General features: G+C 44.0%; 13 protein-coding genes. All 13 read right to left on the reverse strand.

Going from position 1 to position 16701, the window contains the following annotated elements; all coding sequences use genetic code 11:
• Positions 1 to 34: 34 nt before the first annotated feature.
• The 13 genes from RDS42_RS01605 to RDS42_RS01665 all read right to left on the reverse strand — a co-directional run bounded on the left by RDS42_RS01605 (position 35) and on the right by RDS42_RS01665 (position 16691).
• Positions 35 to 1390, reverse strand: coding sequence for a M20/M25/M40 family metallo-hydrolase (locus tag RDS42_RS01605; RefSeq protein ID WP_308782039.1), 1356 nt, complete (start codon positions 1388 to 1390; stop codon positions 35 to 37).
• A gap of 177 nt (positions 1391 to 1567) precedes the next feature.
• The gene (locus tag RDS42_RS01610) at positions 1568 to 2227 is read right to left on the reverse strand and encodes an aspartate/glutamate racemase family protein (protein ID WP_308782040.1); all 660 of its coding nucleotides are present in this window, start codon (positions 2225 to 2227) and stop codon (positions 1568 to 1570) included.
• A 6-nt stretch (positions 2228 to 2233) separates the two neighbouring features.
• A complete protein-coding gene (locus RDS42_RS01615) occupies positions 2234 to 3178 on the reverse strand; it encodes an aminopeptidase (RefSeq protein ID WP_308782041.1) in 945 nt (314 codons plus the stop codon).
• 28 nt (positions 3179 to 3206) lie between these two features.
• Entirely contained in the window at positions 3207 to 3881 is a 675-nt protein-coding gene (locus RDS42_RS01620) for an AroM family protein (protein ID WP_308782042.1), read from the reverse strand.
• A gap of 12 nt (positions 3882 to 3893) precedes the next feature.
• Positions 3894 to 4832 (reverse strand): DUF1177 domain-containing protein, encoded by a 939-nt coding sequence (locus tag RDS42_RS01625; protein ID WP_177274013.1) that lies wholly within the window; start codon positions 4830 to 4832, stop codon positions 3894 to 3896.
• 14 nt (positions 4833 to 4846) lie between these two features.
• Positions 4847 to 5938 carry a DUF917 family protein gene (locus RDS42_RS01630; RefSeq protein WP_308782043.1) on the reverse strand — a complete coding sequence of 364 codons (1092 nt, stop codon included), beginning with the start codon at positions 5936 to 5938 and terminating at the stop codon, positions 4847 to 4849.
• Between the two features lie 25 nt (positions 5939 to 5963).
• On the reverse strand, positions 5964 to 7640 hold the full coding sequence (locus RDS42_RS01635; RefSeq protein ID WP_308782044.1) for an OPT/YSL family transporter: 1677 nt from the start codon (positions 7638 to 7640) through the stop codon (positions 5964 to 5966).
• A gap of 225 nt (positions 7641 to 7865) precedes the next feature.
• Complete coding sequence (locus tag RDS42_RS01640; protein WP_308782045.1) at positions 7866 to 9080, reverse strand: PucR family transcriptional regulator ligand-binding domain-containing protein; 1215 nt, start codon at positions 9078 to 9080, stop codon at positions 7866 to 7868.
• 45 nt (positions 9081 to 9125) lie between these two features.
• Complete coding sequence (locus RDS42_RS01645) at positions 9126 to 10460, reverse strand: MATE family efflux transporter (RefSeq protein ID WP_308782064.1); 1335 nt, start codon at positions 10458 to 10460, stop codon at positions 9126 to 9128.
• 77 nt (positions 10461 to 10537) lie between these two features.
• On the reverse strand, positions 10538 to 11962 hold the full coding sequence (gene miaB, locus RDS42_RS01650; RefSeq protein WP_308782046.1) for a tRNA (N6-isopentenyl adenosine(37)-C2)-methylthiotransferase MiaB: 1425 nt from the start codon (positions 11960 to 11962) through the stop codon (positions 10538 to 10540).
• 77 nt (positions 11963 to 12039) lie between these two features.
• Entirely contained in the window at positions 12040 to 12960 is a 921-nt protein-coding gene (locus tag RDS42_RS01655; protein ID WP_308782047.1) for a M14 family zinc carboxypeptidase, read from the reverse strand.
• A gap of 127 nt (positions 12961 to 13087) precedes the next feature.
• Positions 13088 to 15331: a hypothetical protein gene (locus RDS42_RS01660; RefSeq protein WP_308782048.1), complete on the reverse strand. Its 2244-nt coding sequence runs from the start codon at positions 15329 to 15331 to the stop codon at positions 13088 to 13090.
• 118 nt (positions 15332 to 15449) lie between these two features.
• On the reverse strand, positions 15450 to 16691 hold the full coding sequence (locus tag RDS42_RS01665) for a glutamate-5-semialdehyde dehydrogenase (protein WP_369124207.1): 1242 nt from the start codon (positions 16689 to 16691) through the stop codon (positions 15450 to 15452).
• Between the last annotated feature and the right edge of the window lie 10 nt (positions 16692 to 16701).

Below are 16701 nucleotides of genomic sequence, written 5' to 3' on the forward strand. Positions count from 1 at the left end.
AATCGTATTGTCAATTATTTTGAATTGATCTGTCTTATTCTTTCCAGTTTTCCATATGACGGATAATTCGCTTATAGAAATCAACTGCCTTTGGAAGTGTATTGATATTAATATTTTCATTGAGCCCATGGATACTCTGATACTGCTGCTCATTGATCTCCAGAGGCGCAAAACGTATGCTGTTTTTGCAGACAGGGGTATAGAATTTGGCATCGGTTCCTCCTGTCATGGCATACGGCGCTACGATCACACCCGGAAACATTTTTCTGACCACATGCTCCACCAGACGGAAAGGTTTGCTTTTATAATTTACTACAGGGCATGGTTCATGGATCAGGAGTGGTTCTACTTCAATTTCATATTTTTTTGCAATTTTTGATACAAGAGCCAGACTTTCTTTTGGTCCCTGGTGGTGGATAAAACGCATATTGCCTGTTACATAAGCCTCCTGAGGAATGACGTTCAATCCATCTGCTCCCTTTGCCATGGTAAAATTCAGGGTTGTGGAGATCATGGCAGCGCCCAGAGGGTTGACTTTTGGAAGAAGTTTTTCCAAAAGAGGCTCCAGCTGACGTTCATATTTCATTACTGTGCCCAGCGGTCCTTGGGTGCAGGGAGCCATTCTCCGGAACATTTCCGCTACGGTAGGATTCATTTTTGCAGTAAAGGGGTTATGATTTTCAATATCCATCATAAAGGCTGCCAGACGTGTAAGGGGCGTCTGCTTCTGAGGTACGCTGGCATGTCCGCCATTTCCTCTGGCAGTAAAGCGGATATCTCCATAGCCTTTTTCCAGACAGCCTACCATGGCAAAACGGCCTTTCACCCCTTTCATAGGCTCTTCTTTGATCATACCGCCTTCATCCATAAGGAAACGCAGCTGTACCTCATGATTCTGAAGCCATTTTACGGTAAGAGAGGCACCTTCTCCTCCGATCTCCTCCGTACAGCTGCTGGCAAGATATACGTCGCATTCCGGTACATATCCTTTGCCAATCAGCTCCTCTGCTGCCTGAAGAAAACAGAAAAGACTGCCCTTGGTATCCACGGTTCCTCTTCCCCAGACAGCTCCGTCGATGATCTCCCCGCCAAAAGGATCGTGTTCCCACTGTCCGTTTGCCTCCACAACATCCTGATGGCTCATAAAAAGAATGGGTTTTCCATTCCCTTTTCCGTTCCATTTGAACAGAAGGCTGCCATTAAATTCATACTTTTCACAGGTTTTGTGTATATTTGGAAAAAGCTGCTCCAAAACCTCATGAAATCGGTAAAACTTGCTGAGATCCTGGGAAAAACTGCTGGAAATTGTCTCACAACGGATCATTTTTCCAAGCTTTTCCCCGTAAAACAGTTCTCTTTCATTTGATTGTATGTTTTCTTTTTTGCTCATTTTGTTATTCTCCTTGCTTAAAGCATGTTCCTTGTCCACAAAATAAAAATTGTGGAAAGCAAAGGGCATTATTTCTTATTAGTTTACCATATCTTGGCACAAAAAAACAGAGTTTGCTGCCTGGTATCACCCGGACTGCAGACTCTGTTTTTTGTTTGCAGAAATAATGCTGTACTGTTATTTTTTCAGATATTCAAAATAAGCAAATAGACCTTCTGCCATTACCGGATCGATTACCGGAAGACCGGTAGCTTCCTCCAGCTCCTTTGCGATTCCGATGGTTGCCATCCCGGTACATGCAAGTGCAAGAACCTGTGCTCCCTGTTCTTTTAATTTACATGCCATGTCTACTGCGCTCTGCCGGCCTTCCGGCGTCATAAGATCAAGAGTGCTGTCAACTCCATCCGGTTTTCCCAGGATCATCTGATCCGGGATCATTCGTACATATGCTTTCGGGGCATAGTCGGTGATTCCAAGAACTCCGATTTTTTCTCCATATTTGAGAGCAAGAGCTACAGTGGTCTCTCCTCCTCCTGTAACTGGTATACCAGGAAGAGCTTCTCGTATCTCCTCCACGCCGGGATCGTCTGCACAGCTGACAATGATCATATCCGCATCTTTAAAACTTTTGGCAGTTTCCACGATCTTTGGTACTGCAATTTCTCCAAGTTCCGGAGTATGGATTCCTTCATACTGATCCGGAATACATTTTGTTTCGATCTGCAGCTGAGGAAAATAAGATTTCAGCTGCCTTTCATGTGCAAGCAGTACATCTTCATTTTCTGTAGTCAGTACTCTGATCAGACCGATTTTAAATTTCTTCTCCAAAAAAGCCACCTCTCTTTATACGAGGAACACCCCATCCTCGATTACTTTTACATCGTCCAGATATAAGGTAGGACGGAGGATAATGCCGTCCATATGGCACTCTGCCTTGTTTACTCCGCCAAAGGAAGTATTGGTTCCAAATGCGATGTGCACTGTTCCATATACTTTTTCATCTTCCAGGATAATTCCGTTTAATACAGCCGCTTCATTTGTTCCGATACCCAGCTCACAGAGTGTTCCGTTTGTTTCATTTTTCAGGAGAACATCCAGATTTTCGCTTTTTTCTCCTGTTACAGAACGGAGCTTTCCGCCGGAGATTACCATATGAAGAGGGCTGTCCAGCTTTCCGATACCTACCATGGAACCGTCTACGATCATTTCCCCCTCGGAACCATCCTCCAGAGGTGCAATATAAGCCTCTCCGGAAGGAAGATTTCCGCATTTTCCCGGTTCCCGGTATACTCCCGGACTTGGAACACCGTCTCTTCCATTTATATTGATGGTCAGAACATGCCCATCCTTTTCAATTTTTGCCACAGAAGCCTTTGAGAGCATTTCTGTAACCACAGCCGTCAGTTTTTCTACCTTGGAATAATCTGCTGTCATTGCTCCCTGAGAAAACATTTCCTCTGTGATACCGGGCATGGTAGCCACCCTTGTCCCGGCTTTGGCTGCCTCTATTCTGGCATTGGTATGAGTCAGAGACTGAGCAGTAGGCGCGATCACCACATCTGCGCTTTTCATGGCTGCTGCCACTGCCTTTGGAGGCTCCTGTCCGCTGAGTTCTCTCTCATTCATTACCATAAGAAGCCTTTCGCAGCCCAGATTTCCTGCCGCCTCATAAATTGCTTCTCCAATTTCTTTTCTGGTATTATCGGTTACGATAAGTACCTCTTCTCCCTTTTTTACTGCCAGGCAGGAGGAAAGAACCCCTTCCGCTGTCTTTACTAACTGATTCATTTTCTTTGCTCCTTTTTACGCATATCTCTTACAGATCCGTAAGTTCAGAAACTACACGGGCAAGAAGTGTTCTTGGGAGAACTACTTTTTTTCCGGTTTTTTCTGCAAACATACGCTTCATTTCCTGTGTATACCCAATACAGTCCAGGACGATAAGATCACCGTCCATGTTTTTCACCTGTTCTGCGGCCTCCTCCAGAGCATCCCATTCTCCATAGGGAGAAGCTGCCACAGCTTTTACCTGATCTACATATTTTCTCCATTTTTCTTCACACTGCGCGGTCTGCAAAGGTGATGGAGTCATACAGATGATGCTGGATTTTTTTGTCATCAGGGGCACCAGTCTGTTCAGAAGCTCGCAGGGATAGATCAATGGAATATTTTTTGCAGAAAGAGTTTCCGGAAAGCTTCCGGTGCAGAACATCATCACTAAAGCACAGCCTTCTTCTTCCATTTTGGTAATGGCATCCTGAAGTCTGGGAAGAATATGACGTTCTGCAAAGGTTACAGAGCTTCCGTCTGTAAGCCTTGACACCAGAACATAATCTTCCGGTCCCGGTGCAAAGGCTTCGATCTCTTCTCTGGTGAGGCCGTCCAGCCCTCCGGCCTGCACCAGCTCCAGAGAATCGTCAAAAAGTCCCATAATATCTTTTGTCACATCCACTCTGGGAGACTGTCCGATGGTAACTGCTCCGATTTTCATAAGAACTCCTCCTTATTCGTTTCCAAGAGTCTGGAAATGCTTCAGATCTCCATAAAGTTTAATCAGTCGCGCATATTCCTCTTCATCATAGAATTTACACTGTCCTTTTCCAAATGCCTTTGCAACTTCAAGCATAAAGCGTGCCGCCTCTTCTACATCTGAAGCATGGGTAGCTCCTGTAGCACATCCCGGTACCATGGTTTCTGCTGTGATCGCCACACCTACTACCGGTGCGTTGGTTGCGGTGCATGGCTGAAGAACACTGTTGATATGATGTACATCATTTCCATATGGTGTGATATCCTGCAGAGCCAGCGGGAACACATAAGGAAGTTTTCCGGTTGTGATCTGCATAAGATCCAGAAGATCCTCAGAGGTTCTTAAAATATAGCCTTCTTTTACAGTTGGAGAAATAGCAAATCCTCTTGTGTTGATCACACGGTTGCCTTTGGTTGTATCAACAGACAGGATGGCATCCAGCTCAGGGGAAACCTCTTCTCTGTTTACCTGAGACATTTCCACCGGAGATCCCATAAACGGAACAGGATCATGAGGTGCAGTGGGTGCATCCGGGCAGATATGTGTGGAAATAAATACATCACCTTCCAGGAAATCTCCTTTGTTCTGCATATCAAGAAGCTTTGCTGCAAGAGCAACTGCACAGAGAGCACCATCACCGTCAGAAACAAAACCGATTCTTTCCGGACGCGCACCGATACCGCCAAGACGTCCGAGAAGTCCGATGGTAGGCGCATCTCCGCCGTTCATCTTTCCTCTGGTACCCGGGATACGCACTTTCAGCATATCGGTGCTTCCCTTTGGACCGACCAGCTCATAAACTTCAATATTTGCATCCGGTTTGATCCCAAGAAGATATTCCTTTACCTTTTCTCCAGTTACATAGGTGCTGTCAAGCACTTCGTAAGCATCAATAATGTGTTTCATTAACATAAGTATGTCCTCCTTTATTTATTAAGATAGCTGATCAGTTCTTTTTTTATTACGTCTTCAGTGGCTTTCAGAAGTTCCGGTGCATACATTGCAGGGGAAAGCTTCAGATTCTTTTTCTCCGTAGCTATTACGTAAACCTCAAGACCTTCTTCCATCATGGCAGTTGTCACCGGCTCGCCGGTTTCGGCATTGATTGTCATGATCAGATCCGGGAAGGTTGCCAGACGGACACCGTCTTTTTCCGCTGTTGCGTATTCATTCCAGAAAGTAAGCTCACATCCGTCTACTGTTGCATAGCCCACATCAAAACCACCTGTGGTCTCAATGGAGAAATTTTCCACTTTTCCTTTTGCAAGAACCTGTCCATTAAAGAAAGAGCATAACTGCCGGATTCCCTCTTCTACAGAAACTTCCAGCCCTTTCAAAAATGCTTTTCCGGTTTCAATGGCAAATTGTACGCCTCCCGGAGCTCCGTTTTCTTTTGCATAGGAAACTTTTACCGGATTTCTGGCTACTGCGACCAGTCCGCCGGCCTCAATAGAGGCCAGACGTACCAGCTTGGATGTATGCTCAATACTTCCTTCGAAGAAACATTCTACATGATCTCCTATATCAGGATTCCCTCCTACACAGGCCTGGACTGTTTTGTAATCTTTTACTTTATGAAGATTCATACTGCCCATGACCCCTGTAGGATGGGCACGTCCGTTACAGGGAACATCAACAACAGGAAGACCAAGGATCGCAGCCTGAAGCCATCCGTTCACTGTAGCTTCTCCGCCCTGCTCATTGGTAATGATTCCTGCAATAGGGAAATCGCAGTTTTTCTGAAGGATTTCTACTGTCCTTGCCAGATCTCTCGGTGTCATAAACTGGTTTTCTGCGTTTGGAGCACCTACCAGTGACGCTGTCAGTACAATGTCATCATCCTTGAGATCCTCTGGCTGTATCAGTCTCAGATCTGTATACTGAACGGCAAGCTCTGCATATTTTCTTCCTTTTTTTGCGTCTCCGCCGCCACCGCCTCCAAGGATTGTTCCGCCGCAAAGAGCAGCGTCAAGAAGATCCTTCGTCAGTCGGATCCCTTTATTTTTCAATTTATCCACGCTTCTTTCATTTTATTTATAGTCGTTATTTTTTCTTGCCAAGAGACAGCGTTGCGGTAAAGAAACTGTACAATGCCGCACCTGCAAGAGAACCTGCACCCAGGATATTCAGTGTCTGCTCATTTTCTTTATTGCGTCTTACAAGGACATATCTGATAAGAAGAGCAATCAGGATGGTAAGTCCGTTAATTGTGGAGCCTACCAGAAGACCAGTTGCAAAGAGAATACCGATTTGTCTGGATCCTCCAAGGAGCTGGATGATCGCACCCGGGATTGCCCAGATGATCAGCCATTTTGCCACACCTGCACCTGCACCTGCTTCAATGGTTGCTGCAAATGTAGCATCAACCGGGGCGAAAAGACCCTGGTCAAAATATTTATTTGCCATAATGGCAACCAGTACAAATGCCACTACAAATCCGATCATCTCAGAATAATACTGCTGCTTTCTTCCTTCCATTTCCAGTTCGCTGTCCTGTCCGCAGCCACGAAGGATATAACCACATTTCAGGTCGTAAGCCATATCAGAGAATGCCGGTCCGGTTGCTGAAGTATAAGCTACCAGGATTCCAAGAGGGATTGCCGGGAAACCGATGAGCATACCTACGATCAGGAAAATAAGTGCTGTTGCAAACCCCGGAAACCAGCCGGAATACATTGCAGAAATACCAACGATCAGTTCAGAAGCAATGGCTGCAAAAGCAGAGAAGATCACCCAGATGATAAGCTGGAAGAAATTCATTTCAGACCAGATACCTGTAATCACTGCAAGAAGCACTGCTACTACAAGATATGCCACGTAACCGCCGCCAAGAGCTTTTTTCATATTAGCCATACTTGAGGAGAATTTGCTTGCCGCACTGTCTCCATCGCTTTTTTTGAACAGCATACGTCCGCACTGTACAAGGGAAATAATACCTGCTCCGATCATGATACCATGAGGCATGTACTGGAACATCTGCTTTGACATAAGGTCAGCGCCTTCTCCAAAAAGATCGGTGATGATCGGAAAGCTCTGATTAAAGATATTGATGATAAATCCGTTTGCCTTGATAATACCGATTACAATACTTCCAACACCAAGAGCAGTCATAGCTGCAAAATCACCGAACCAGGAAACACCCAGAAGATCTGTAGGTATACCGATTATCTTACCGCCTATACCGATTGCCATACCCACTAAAAGAAGCAGAGCTTTTTTGCCCTTTTCTACAACAGCAAGGATAGACTGTGCAGATGCCACACCCGGAGGCCATGCGCCCTCTGCCGGAAACATTTCTGAATCAAAGGTTTTGTAAAGAATGGTTGCAGCAATGACAGTTGACAGGAAAGAACCGATCAGCATCGGAAACATCAGCTCAGGATTTCCCATGATCACCGGTACACCAATAGGCAGCAGAAAACAGTTTGCTGCGGAAAAGGTTGCACCGGAAATTGTAGTCTGGATCAGGTTCTGGCAATGGATACTCTGATATTTTTTCAGGACTGCAATAGGAATACGTGAAATAATGATAGCGAATAATGCACCTACAATGGACGTATTAGGAGCCACGCCGGTACGTACGATCAGTTCAAGACCAATGATCGCACCAAGTATACTCATCACAATGTTAAGGATCAGTATATGCGGTGCATATGCTTTGGGATGATCTGCCGCATGAATATGAAGCTGCGTGTAATCTTTGTTTGTGTTGTTACTCATGTTGTTCATTCCTCCTTGGTATAAAAATAGCCGATGCAGGCTCGCCCACATCGGCTTCACGCTTCTTGTAATGAGATAATATCACTTTAAATTAATAAAGTCATTGTTTTTTTGGTCTCTTTTTTTGCATCAATATTGTGCATTATGCACATCTGAATATTATCTATACTTGTTTTCTTGTGCGTATTTCTGATCAATATTTGATTTTTCTGTATTTGTTTAATTTTATTGCATATATGCCCGTAATCTGCAGGCGAATTCCAACTGTTGGAGTGCATCCATATCATCCAGGTCAATATTCAGTATCTCTTCGATCTTGTGGATGCGGTGTGCCATGGTGTTTCTGTGGAGAAAAAGCGCCTCTGCTGCCAGCTTTCGAGAGCCATGTTTTTTAGCAAGCATATCTATGGTTTCTACAAGTGCGCTTTCATGAGCCCTGTCGTATTCTTCCAGAATTCCCAGCTTCCTCTGCACAAAACTTTTTGTTTCTTCTCTCTGGGCTGTGTGCAGGAGAATCCGTTCATACTGCAGATCCTGCAAAAACACGATTTCTTTTTTCTCTTTTTTGATTTCCCGGATCTGAAAACTCTCTGTTACAGCCTCATACACCGCAGGAATATCCAGATAATCAACGATTTCATCACTGAGAACTACAAAGCAGCAGCTGTTGTTTAATTCTCTTGTTTTTTCGGCAAATTCCTGAGAAATCTTTAATAAAAGCTCTCTGGGTACATCTGCATCTATAATACAAAAACAGGATTTTTTTCTGGTAACGACTACTCCATGAAGATAATGACAATCCAATATCCGTCCCATTTCCCGGATCTGTCCTTCCCTTTTCATCTCCAGCAGTGTAGAATTACGACCTTTATCTTCCAACTGAATCGTAATGATCCTAACCGGAGGCGATGGCCAGTGAAGAGCAAGACACCGATGCTCTGCTTCTTCCTCCTGAGTGATCTTTCCGGTAAGGAGTTCCAGAAAAAGACGATGATCCTGCTCCAGCTTACTTTGCCGTCCGATCCGATATCTGGTGTCCATCTGTATCTGATTTTTTGCCTCAACGATCGCCACCATTACCGGGAAAACCAGATCCTGAAATCCTGCATTGTTATTCAGGAAAAATAACGGAAGAGCCAGTTCGTCGGCCAGCTGCAGCGCCTCTTTCGGAAAGGTATCAAAAAATCTTGTTTTTATGGCCAGTGCAGAAGCATTGGCTTCATTCATGGTGCGGATCAAATTCAGGAGTGCTTCTTTATCATTCCGGATAGCATAGCCTGTTGTGATTATCAAAAGATGTTCTCTCAGCCATTCCTTTACATTTGGCTGTTCCATCATGTCGTAAGCCACTACTTTACGCATAATCCCCTTTTTTCCTGCTACCAGGGTGGCACTTCCGTTGCTCCATATTTTTTCAATGTCTTTTACATAAAGATCCATAAAAGAATCCCCTTCTCTTTTTTAATTCATCCTGTACAGAACCTTTTAATCCGATGCCAGGACAGTCCGGTGTACTTTTTTTCTTACAATAAGGAAGCAGCCCACCTGAAGGATGATGGTTGCGATCCAGGATGCCGGATAGGAAATAAAAAGAACTTCCAGGCTTCTGTGTGCAGGAAAGATCATAAAGATCCAGATAACTCTCATACCTACGGTTCCGATCACAGAAAGGATCATAGGCACTGCAGAATGTCCCATACCACGCAGAGCCCCGGGGAAAAGATCCATTATGCCGCAGAAGAAATAGGGAACGGTAGTAAAAGATAGGATTTCCATACCACAGCGTATTACCTCTGCCTCATCTGTATAGATCTTAAGTAGCTCTGGTCCGAAAATATAAGCACCGCAGCCCAGAGTCAGGGATACACCTACGGTAAGGATCATACAATGAATAAGAACTTTATCCATTCTTTTTAATTTTCCTACGCCATAATTCTGGCTGGTAAAACTCATACACGCCTGCGTAACAGAATTTGCCGCTGCATAAAGAAAACCAAAAATATTGTTGGCTGCAGTATAGCCTGCCATTGCCACAGAACCAAAGGAATTGACCGAGGACTGAAGCAGTGCGTTGGAAAAATTAATCACTGTGCTCTGCAGACCTGCCGGAATTCCTACCTGAAAGATTTGTTTCAGATAAACCCACTTCAGAGTCAGCCGGGAAAAACGAAGCTGATAGCTTCCTTCTGACCGATAAAGACAACGCAGTACCAGTACACAGGAAATCATTTGAGCTGCAACTGTTGCAATCGCGACTCCGGCTACATCCAGATGAAAGCAGATTACAAGGATCATATTCAGAACTGCATTGATCACTCCGGAAATGATCAGAAAAAGTAGCGGACGTTTTGTATCTCCTACAGAACGAAGGATAGCTGCTCCATAATTGTACAGCATAAAAAACGGCATTCCCATAAAGTAGATGCGCATATAGAGTACAGACTGCCCGATCACGTCTGCAGGAGTCCCCATAAGCTCCAGCGCGCTTCTGGCAAATCCCAGTCCTACAAGAGCCATCAGGATTCCGCTTATGAGAGCCAATGCGATGGAGGTATGTACGGTTTCAGACATTTCCTTTGTTCTTCCCGAGGCATAAAACCGGGCACTGAGTACATTTGCTCCCAGAGAAATCCCAATAAACAGATTGGTAAATACGTTGATCAATGCTGTAGTAGAGCCTACTGCCGCAAGGGCAAGGCTTCCGCTGAACTTTCCCACCACCACGATATCCACTGCATTAAACATCAGCTGCAGGATGCCGGACAACATTAATGGAATAGAAAACGAGATCAGCTTGGGCATAATAGGCCCACTGCACATATCAATCTCGTATTTGTTCTTTTTCAATTTTCTTCTCCTCTTTCCTTTTTTCGTATTTTAATTTCTGGAATGATCGATTATTCGGACAGGCTTCCCAGATAATAAAAACCTTTACATTCTTCCAGTTTTACCTTTACATAGGTTCCAAGAAGGCTTTCATCTGCCGGGAAATGAACCAGAAGGTTATACTGAGTTCTTCCTGTGAAAATACCTTTTTCTTTACTCTCCTCTTCTACAAGGACCTCCTGTACAGTTCCTTCAAAACGGGAAGAACGGATACGTCCCTGTTCCTGAACAAGAGTCAGAAGACGGTTAAAACGATCTTTTACCACATCCTCGGGTACCTGATCTTCTTTGGCAGCCGCAGGAGTACCTGTTCTCTTAGAATAGATAAAGGTAAATGCCGTGTCATATCCTGCCTGTCTGACAACATCCAGTGTTTCCTGGAAATCTTCTTCTGTTTCTCCCGGGAAGCCTACGATAATATCTGTAGTCAGGGAAATATCCGGAATGGCTGTGCGGATATTTTCCACAAGATTCAGATATTTCTCTTTATCATAGCGTCTGTTCATTTCTTTCAGGATACGGCTACTTCCGGACTGAAGAGGAAGGTGAAGATGATGACAGATTTTTTTACTTTTTGCCATTACCTCGATCAGTTCATCTGAAAGATCCTTGGGATGAGAAGTCATGAAACGGATCCGTCTTAATCCTTCAATATCCTCCAGCATAGTTAAAAGCTGTGCAAAGGTCACAGGAGTCTCCAGTGTCTTGCCATAGGAGTTTACATTCTGACCAAGGAGCATGACTTCTGATACACCGTCAGCTACAAGATTTTTGATCTCTTTTATGATTGCCTCGGGTTTACGGCTTCTTTCTCTTCCCCTTACATAAGGAACGATACAGTAACTGCAGAAATTATTGCATCCAAACATAATGTTTACACCAGATTTAAAGGTATAATTTCGTTCCGTGGGGAGATCCTCCACAATCTGGTCAGTGCCTTCCCAGATATCGATAAGCTGCATATCTGAAAGAAGCATTTCATAAAACAATTCCGCAAATTTAAAAATATTATGTGTGCCAAATACCAGATTTACAAAGGAATATGTTTTTTTAATCTTTTCTACCACATGTGCTTCCTGCATCATACATCCAAAAAGAATGATTTTCATATCCGGATTTTTATCTTTCAGACTGTGCAGATGCCCAAGACGTCCGTAAACCTTCAGGTTTGCGTTTTCCCGGACAGTACAGGTATTATAAATGACTACATCTGCTTCTTCATTTTCCTGACGGACATAGCCGATCTCATCCATGATACCGGCCACTGCTTCTGACTGCTTCTCATTCATCTGGCATCCAAAGGTTGTAAGACAATAGGTCAGAGGACGGCCAAGTGTCTTGATCTTCTGTTCTGTCAGAGCTTTTGCTAACTGGATAAAGGACTGCTGACGGGCAGTCTCTTCCTGGCTTGATGGGATATTTTTTTCGTTTATCATAAATGTATAACTCCTTATCTGTTCTTTTTCAACCTTATATGATACAGGAAAAAATTGATACTGTCAAAACTTATTCTTCATCCTTCCTCCATAGAAAAAATATATTCCAGAGGAACGGTGTGCAGTTGAAAATAAGCCTGTTTAAATCCATTTGAAAGCTTTGCTTTCTCTGTATCCCGATCTTCGTATAAAAATGGAAGTTCAATACGAAAAGAGGGCTGTTTTATTACTTCTGCAAAAAATCTTTCCGGTGAACCTTCTCCTGCGCTTTCATTTCTGCCGGGATTTCTGTTTAGAGTAAAACGCTCTGTCCGAAATCCTGATTCTTTTTGATAGTGTCTGGCAAATCTTGTACTTTTCTGATTTGCAGCAAAAGACTGAGGCTGGCGATAATACAGGATACGTTTTCCTGCCTGACAAAAAGAAAGAAATCCTCTTCCCTGATATTCCTGAAGAATCCTGATCAGTGCTTTTGTCTCATTTTCACTTGCTGGTTCATGTGCGATCCGATATCGCCGGTAATAACTGGTGGGAAAGTTTTTCTGGATATTCATACCTCGGGCGTTACAGAAATATTCTTTGCAGGGAGTTTCCTGCATGCGCAGCATCTGGCGGTAAATTGGATTTCGTATTACAAAATAATCTTTTTCATAGATTTCATAACCATCCGGATTTAATATTGGGATAAAACACAGCTTCCAGTGAGACAGCAGATCTTTTACATCATAGATATTTTCTAATTTCCATCCGCATTCCCAGGCGCGGCAATATTCCTGTACCATCAAAAGAAGACAGGAAGGCATAAGCCTGTCCGTTCCGTTGATCCCACTGACACAAAATATAACTTCTGTTCCTTCACCCATTTCCAACATGGGAATCATTCTTTCATCGTGACTGTTTCCAATCACTCGAAACTGTGTGATCGGGTGGTATCTCTGCGCTGTCTCCCAAAGTGTATAGTAAATCTGCTCATAGGTGAAATCCCCTGTTTCTGTCATGTTTTCCCCAACCCTTCTTTTTATTAGAAATATCAGACAAATATCCTGATACCAGGATAAATATATGAAAAGAGACAGGCTTTTATACCTGTCTCTTATATTCATTAATCTGCCAGAAGGGCATCTGTCAGATTTCTTCTTTTTTACGTTTTCTTACGATCACATAACCGCCGGCAAGAAGAGAAAGAGCTGCAAGCGCGCTCATAGAACCAAGCGGAGTGTTATCAGCAGTATCTGCCGGGTTTCTTTCAGAAGAACCGGTATCCTGTGAAGATGGAGCTTCCGTTGGAGTGAGATCTGCAACGGAGCCGGCTCCGGTGCCGTCATAGTTCAGGCCATCATCCGGATGCTCATTGTTGTATTCATCAATATAAGCATTCCATTCTTCATCGGTAATTTCCGCAGAACTGAAAGAAGTCTTCATATATTCTACAACATCTGTATCTACCCATTCTTTACCATTATAGGTCTGTTTCCTGAAGAAAACATACAGAGGATAAGTTGCTGCTTCGCGGATTCCCTTTTCCTGAGAGCCAATTCTCCAGGAGTTGTTTTTGGTGCCATTTACAGACATGGACCAGTAAAGAGGAATCCATCTTTCATCATTGCTGACAGGATCCTTATCATTCTGACCGGCTCCTACAACCTGGAAATCATAAAATTTACGCGGGAAGAACTTCAGCGGATTTTCCAGTCCGGTAATCTTGCTCTCTGTTACCTGATATTTTCTTGGGGCACGGGTAGTTACAGTCGGTGTAACCGGAGCCGCAGGACGGCTGTTATTGTTCAGCTTCAGAACCCGGAGCTGAGCAGAGCCTGTGGTAGGTTTTGCAGCTACTACCAGCCATGTTTCTTTTTCCGGAATTTTTTCTGCCTTTACGGTAAATTTCGTATTTGCTTTTGCTTCATTCTTGGCATTGTTTGCATTATACTGTCTCTTAATGTCTTCTGCAGAGGTACCTGCATCTACAAAATAATAATACCATTTACAGTCCTTTGTAGTTGACATTACAGCTGTGGCAGTATTATGATCTACCCACTTCAGTGTTTTGCTCTGATATGTGAGGAAAGAAGGGCTTGTAGTAGGGGTAGGTGTCGGTGTTGTAACAGTCTGCTCCTGTTTTAAAACTGCAGTCAGCCCATCTGTGCCAAGTATAATACTGTAATCTTCTGTATCATATGAAAACTGTTCTGCTGCTGCTTTAAATTCATCAGCAGATACCGGAGTTCCATCGGCTTTGCTTCCTGCTTTTGCAACTACTTTCTGATCTGCCGCTGCAGAAGCGGTCAGTGAAATAGAAGAATTGGTCAGTGCATCTGTTACTACAGCAGCTGCCTCTCCATCCAGATAAAGGTTTGCACCTGTATTGTCTTTGATGGACACAGTTCCCTGTACGGCAATATCTGCATTGCTGTATACAGCTCCCTTTGTACCGCTGTTTCCTGTAATGGTACCGCCTTTAAGAACAACACTTCCACCCTTGCTGTCAATAGCTGCTCCTTCAGCAGAGGTAGTGTTTCCGGAAAGGATAACACCATCGGAAATACCAAAGCTTCCTTCGTTTTCAACCCTGACAAGAGCGCCGGAAGAAAGTTCTGCTCCACCGGATCTGTTTTCACCGCTCAGAGTAAGTCTGCCGCCGTTTTCTGCAGAAAGCTGAAGTTCACTGTCTTTTCCTGTTACTACAAACATATCTCCGTCCAGATCCTTATTGGGATCCTGAGGGTCGATTCTTCCAATGGATACGTCTGCTGCTGCTACGATATTGATTTTTCCGTTTTCAATCCGAACTGTTTCAGAAAGAGAAAACTGTTTGGTTATTTCTACAACTACTGCTTTGGATTTATCATGGTCGTCTGCCTGATAATATTCCAGTGCAGCGTTTACTGCATCCTGAAGAGTTGCATAATAAACCGGTTTTACGGATCCATCAGCCTGGATCAGGTTCACAGATACCCCCATATCAGTCTCAACAGGACCACCCGGTATCGGTGTCGCAGAAGGCTCCGGTGTTACGGTAGCCTCTGGTGTTACGGTGGTTTCTGGTACAGGCTGTGCATCACCATTTGGCTCAGCAGGAGTTTCGGTTGGCTCAGCCGGTGTCTCTGTGGGAACATCCGGAGTTACGGTTGGTTCTGCCGGTGTTTCCGTAGGAGTATCTGGAGTTTCGGTTGGTTCAGACGGTGCTTCTGTTGACGCATCTGGTGTTTCAGCAGGTTCAGACGGTGCCTCCGAAGCAGCTGATTCGTTGTCTATTGTTTCTGCTGCAGTCTGTACACTGTCCTGCTGAGCAGCAAAAGCAGTGCCGGGAACAGAACCTGCAGCAACTACACCTGCTAAGATAACTGCATATAATTGTTTTTTTCTCATTAAGTCCTCCCATAGCATATTATGCCATTACGATTTCAGTGATCAAGTACTGTTAATTATTATAAGCATAAGTAAATCAAAAGTCAAATTTCACAATAAATTTCTGTCCTGAAATCTTTTACTGACGGATCTGTCCGTTTCCATAAATGATATATTTGGTCGTGGTCAGAGCAAGGAGTCCCATAGGCCCTCTGGCGTGAAGCTTCTGGGTACTGATACCAATCTCTGCCCCGTAGCCGAATTCAAATCCGTCTGTAAATCGTGTAGAAGCGTTTACATATACAGCTGCTGCGTCTACCTGATCCAGAAATTTCTGTGCGTGTGTATAATTTTCTGTAATGATCGCCTCAGAATGGCCTGTATTATACTGATTGATATGTGCAATGGCTTCCTCTACAGAATACACTACCTTGATGGAAAGTATGTAATCCAGATATTCCGTTCCCCAGTCCTCCTGCACAGCCGGAACGGCACCCGGCATAAACGGAATAGCTTTTTCATCTGCACGGAGTTCTACATTTTTTTCCTGAAGTCTCCTGGCAAGAACAGGAAGAATTTCTTCTTTAACGCTGTCGTGGACAAGAAGAGATTCGCATGCATTACATACGCCCACTCTCTGTGCCTTTGCATTCAGTATGATATCGGCTGCCATGTTAAGATCCGCTGTTTCATCCACATAAATATGGCAGTTGCCGGTTCCGGTTTCGATTACCGGGATCGTACTCTGATTTACCACAGCTTTAATAAGACCTTTTCCGCCACGAGGGATCAGTACGTCTACATACTGGTTCATTTTCATAAATTCACCAGCAGTTTCTCTGGATGTATCTGTAATAAGCTGAATGGCATCTTCTGTGACACCCTGTTCCTTTAGTGTTTCCCGAATGCATTCCACAATAGCCTGGTTGGAGTGGATCGCATCACTTCCTCCTTTTAAGATCACAACATTTCCTGTTTTAAAGCAAAGACCGAAAGCATCGGCAGTTACATTGGGGCGTGCCTCATAAATAATGCCAATAACACCAAGGGGCACTCTTTTTTGTCCGATCAGAAGTCCGTTTGGGCGTTTTTTCATACCGGTAACCTCTCCTATCGGATCTTCCAGGCCTACAAGCTGGCGAAGTCCTTCTGCCATGCCTTCAATACGTTCTTTTGTCAGAAGCAATCTGTCTACCAGTCCTTCCGGCATATGATTTGCCCTTCCGTTACTGACATCTGTCTCGTTTGCTTTCAGAAGTGTTTCTGAACATGCAACAAGATGGTCTGCCACAGCTGAAAGAACCTGATTTTTTTTATTTGTGGAAATAGTGCGCAGACTGTCTTCTGCTGCTTTGGCTTTTTTCCCTAGTTCGATAAGCATCTCGTTCATA

Source organism: uncultured Blautia sp., from assembly GCF_902497045.1.
Classification (GTDB): Bacteria; Bacillota; Clostridia; order Lachnospirales; family Lachnospiraceae; genus Blautia_A.

What these genes read in the sequence shown, in the direction of transcription:
- RDS42_RS01605 (WP_308782039.1), bottom strand. Translation starts at nt 1,390, where the DNA reads ATGAGCAAAAAAGAAAACATACAATCAAATGAAAGAGAACTGTTTTAC.
- RDS42_RS01615 (WP_308782041.1), bottom strand. Translation starts at nt 3,178, where the DNA reads ATGAATCAGTTAGTAAAGACAGCGGAAGGGGTTCTTTCCTCCTGCCTG.
- RDS42_RS01620 (WP_308782042.1), bottom strand. Translation starts at nt 3,881, where the DNA reads ATGAAAATCGGAGCAGTTACCATCGGACAGTCTCCCAGAGTGGATGTG.
- RDS42_RS01625 (WP_177274013.1), bottom strand. Translation starts at nt 4,832, where the DNA reads ATGTTAATGAAACACATTATTGATGCTTACGAAGTGCTTGACAGCACC.
- RDS42_RS01635 (WP_308782044.1), bottom strand. Translation starts at nt 7,640, where the DNA reads ATGAGTAACAACACAAACAAAGATTACACGCAGCTTCATATTCATGCG.
- RDS42_RS01640 (WP_308782045.1), bottom strand. Translation starts at nt 9,080, where the DNA reads ATGGATCTTTATGTAAAAGACATTGAAAAAATATGGAGCAACGGAAGT.
- RDS42_RS01645 (WP_308782064.1), bottom strand. Translation starts at nt 10,460, where the DNA reads ATGTGCAGTGGGCCTATTATGCCCAAGCTGATCTCGTTTTCTATTCCA.
- miaB (WP_308782046.1), bottom strand. Translation starts at nt 11,962, where the DNA reads ATGATAAACGAAAAAAATATCCCATCAAGCCAGGAAGAGACTGCCCGT.
- RDS42_RS01655 (WP_308782047.1), bottom strand. Translation starts at nt 12,960, where the DNA reads ATGACAGAAACAGGGGATTTCACCTATGAGCAGATTTACTATACACTT.
- RDS42_RS01660 (WP_308782048.1), bottom strand. Translation starts at nt 15,331, where the DNA reads ATGAGAAAAAAACAATTATATGCAGTTATCTTAGCAGGTGTAGTTGCT.
- RDS42_RS01665 (WP_369124207.1), bottom strand. Translation starts at nt 16,691, where the DNA reads ATGCTTATCGAACTAGGGAAAAAAGCCAAAGCAGCAGAAGACAGTCTG.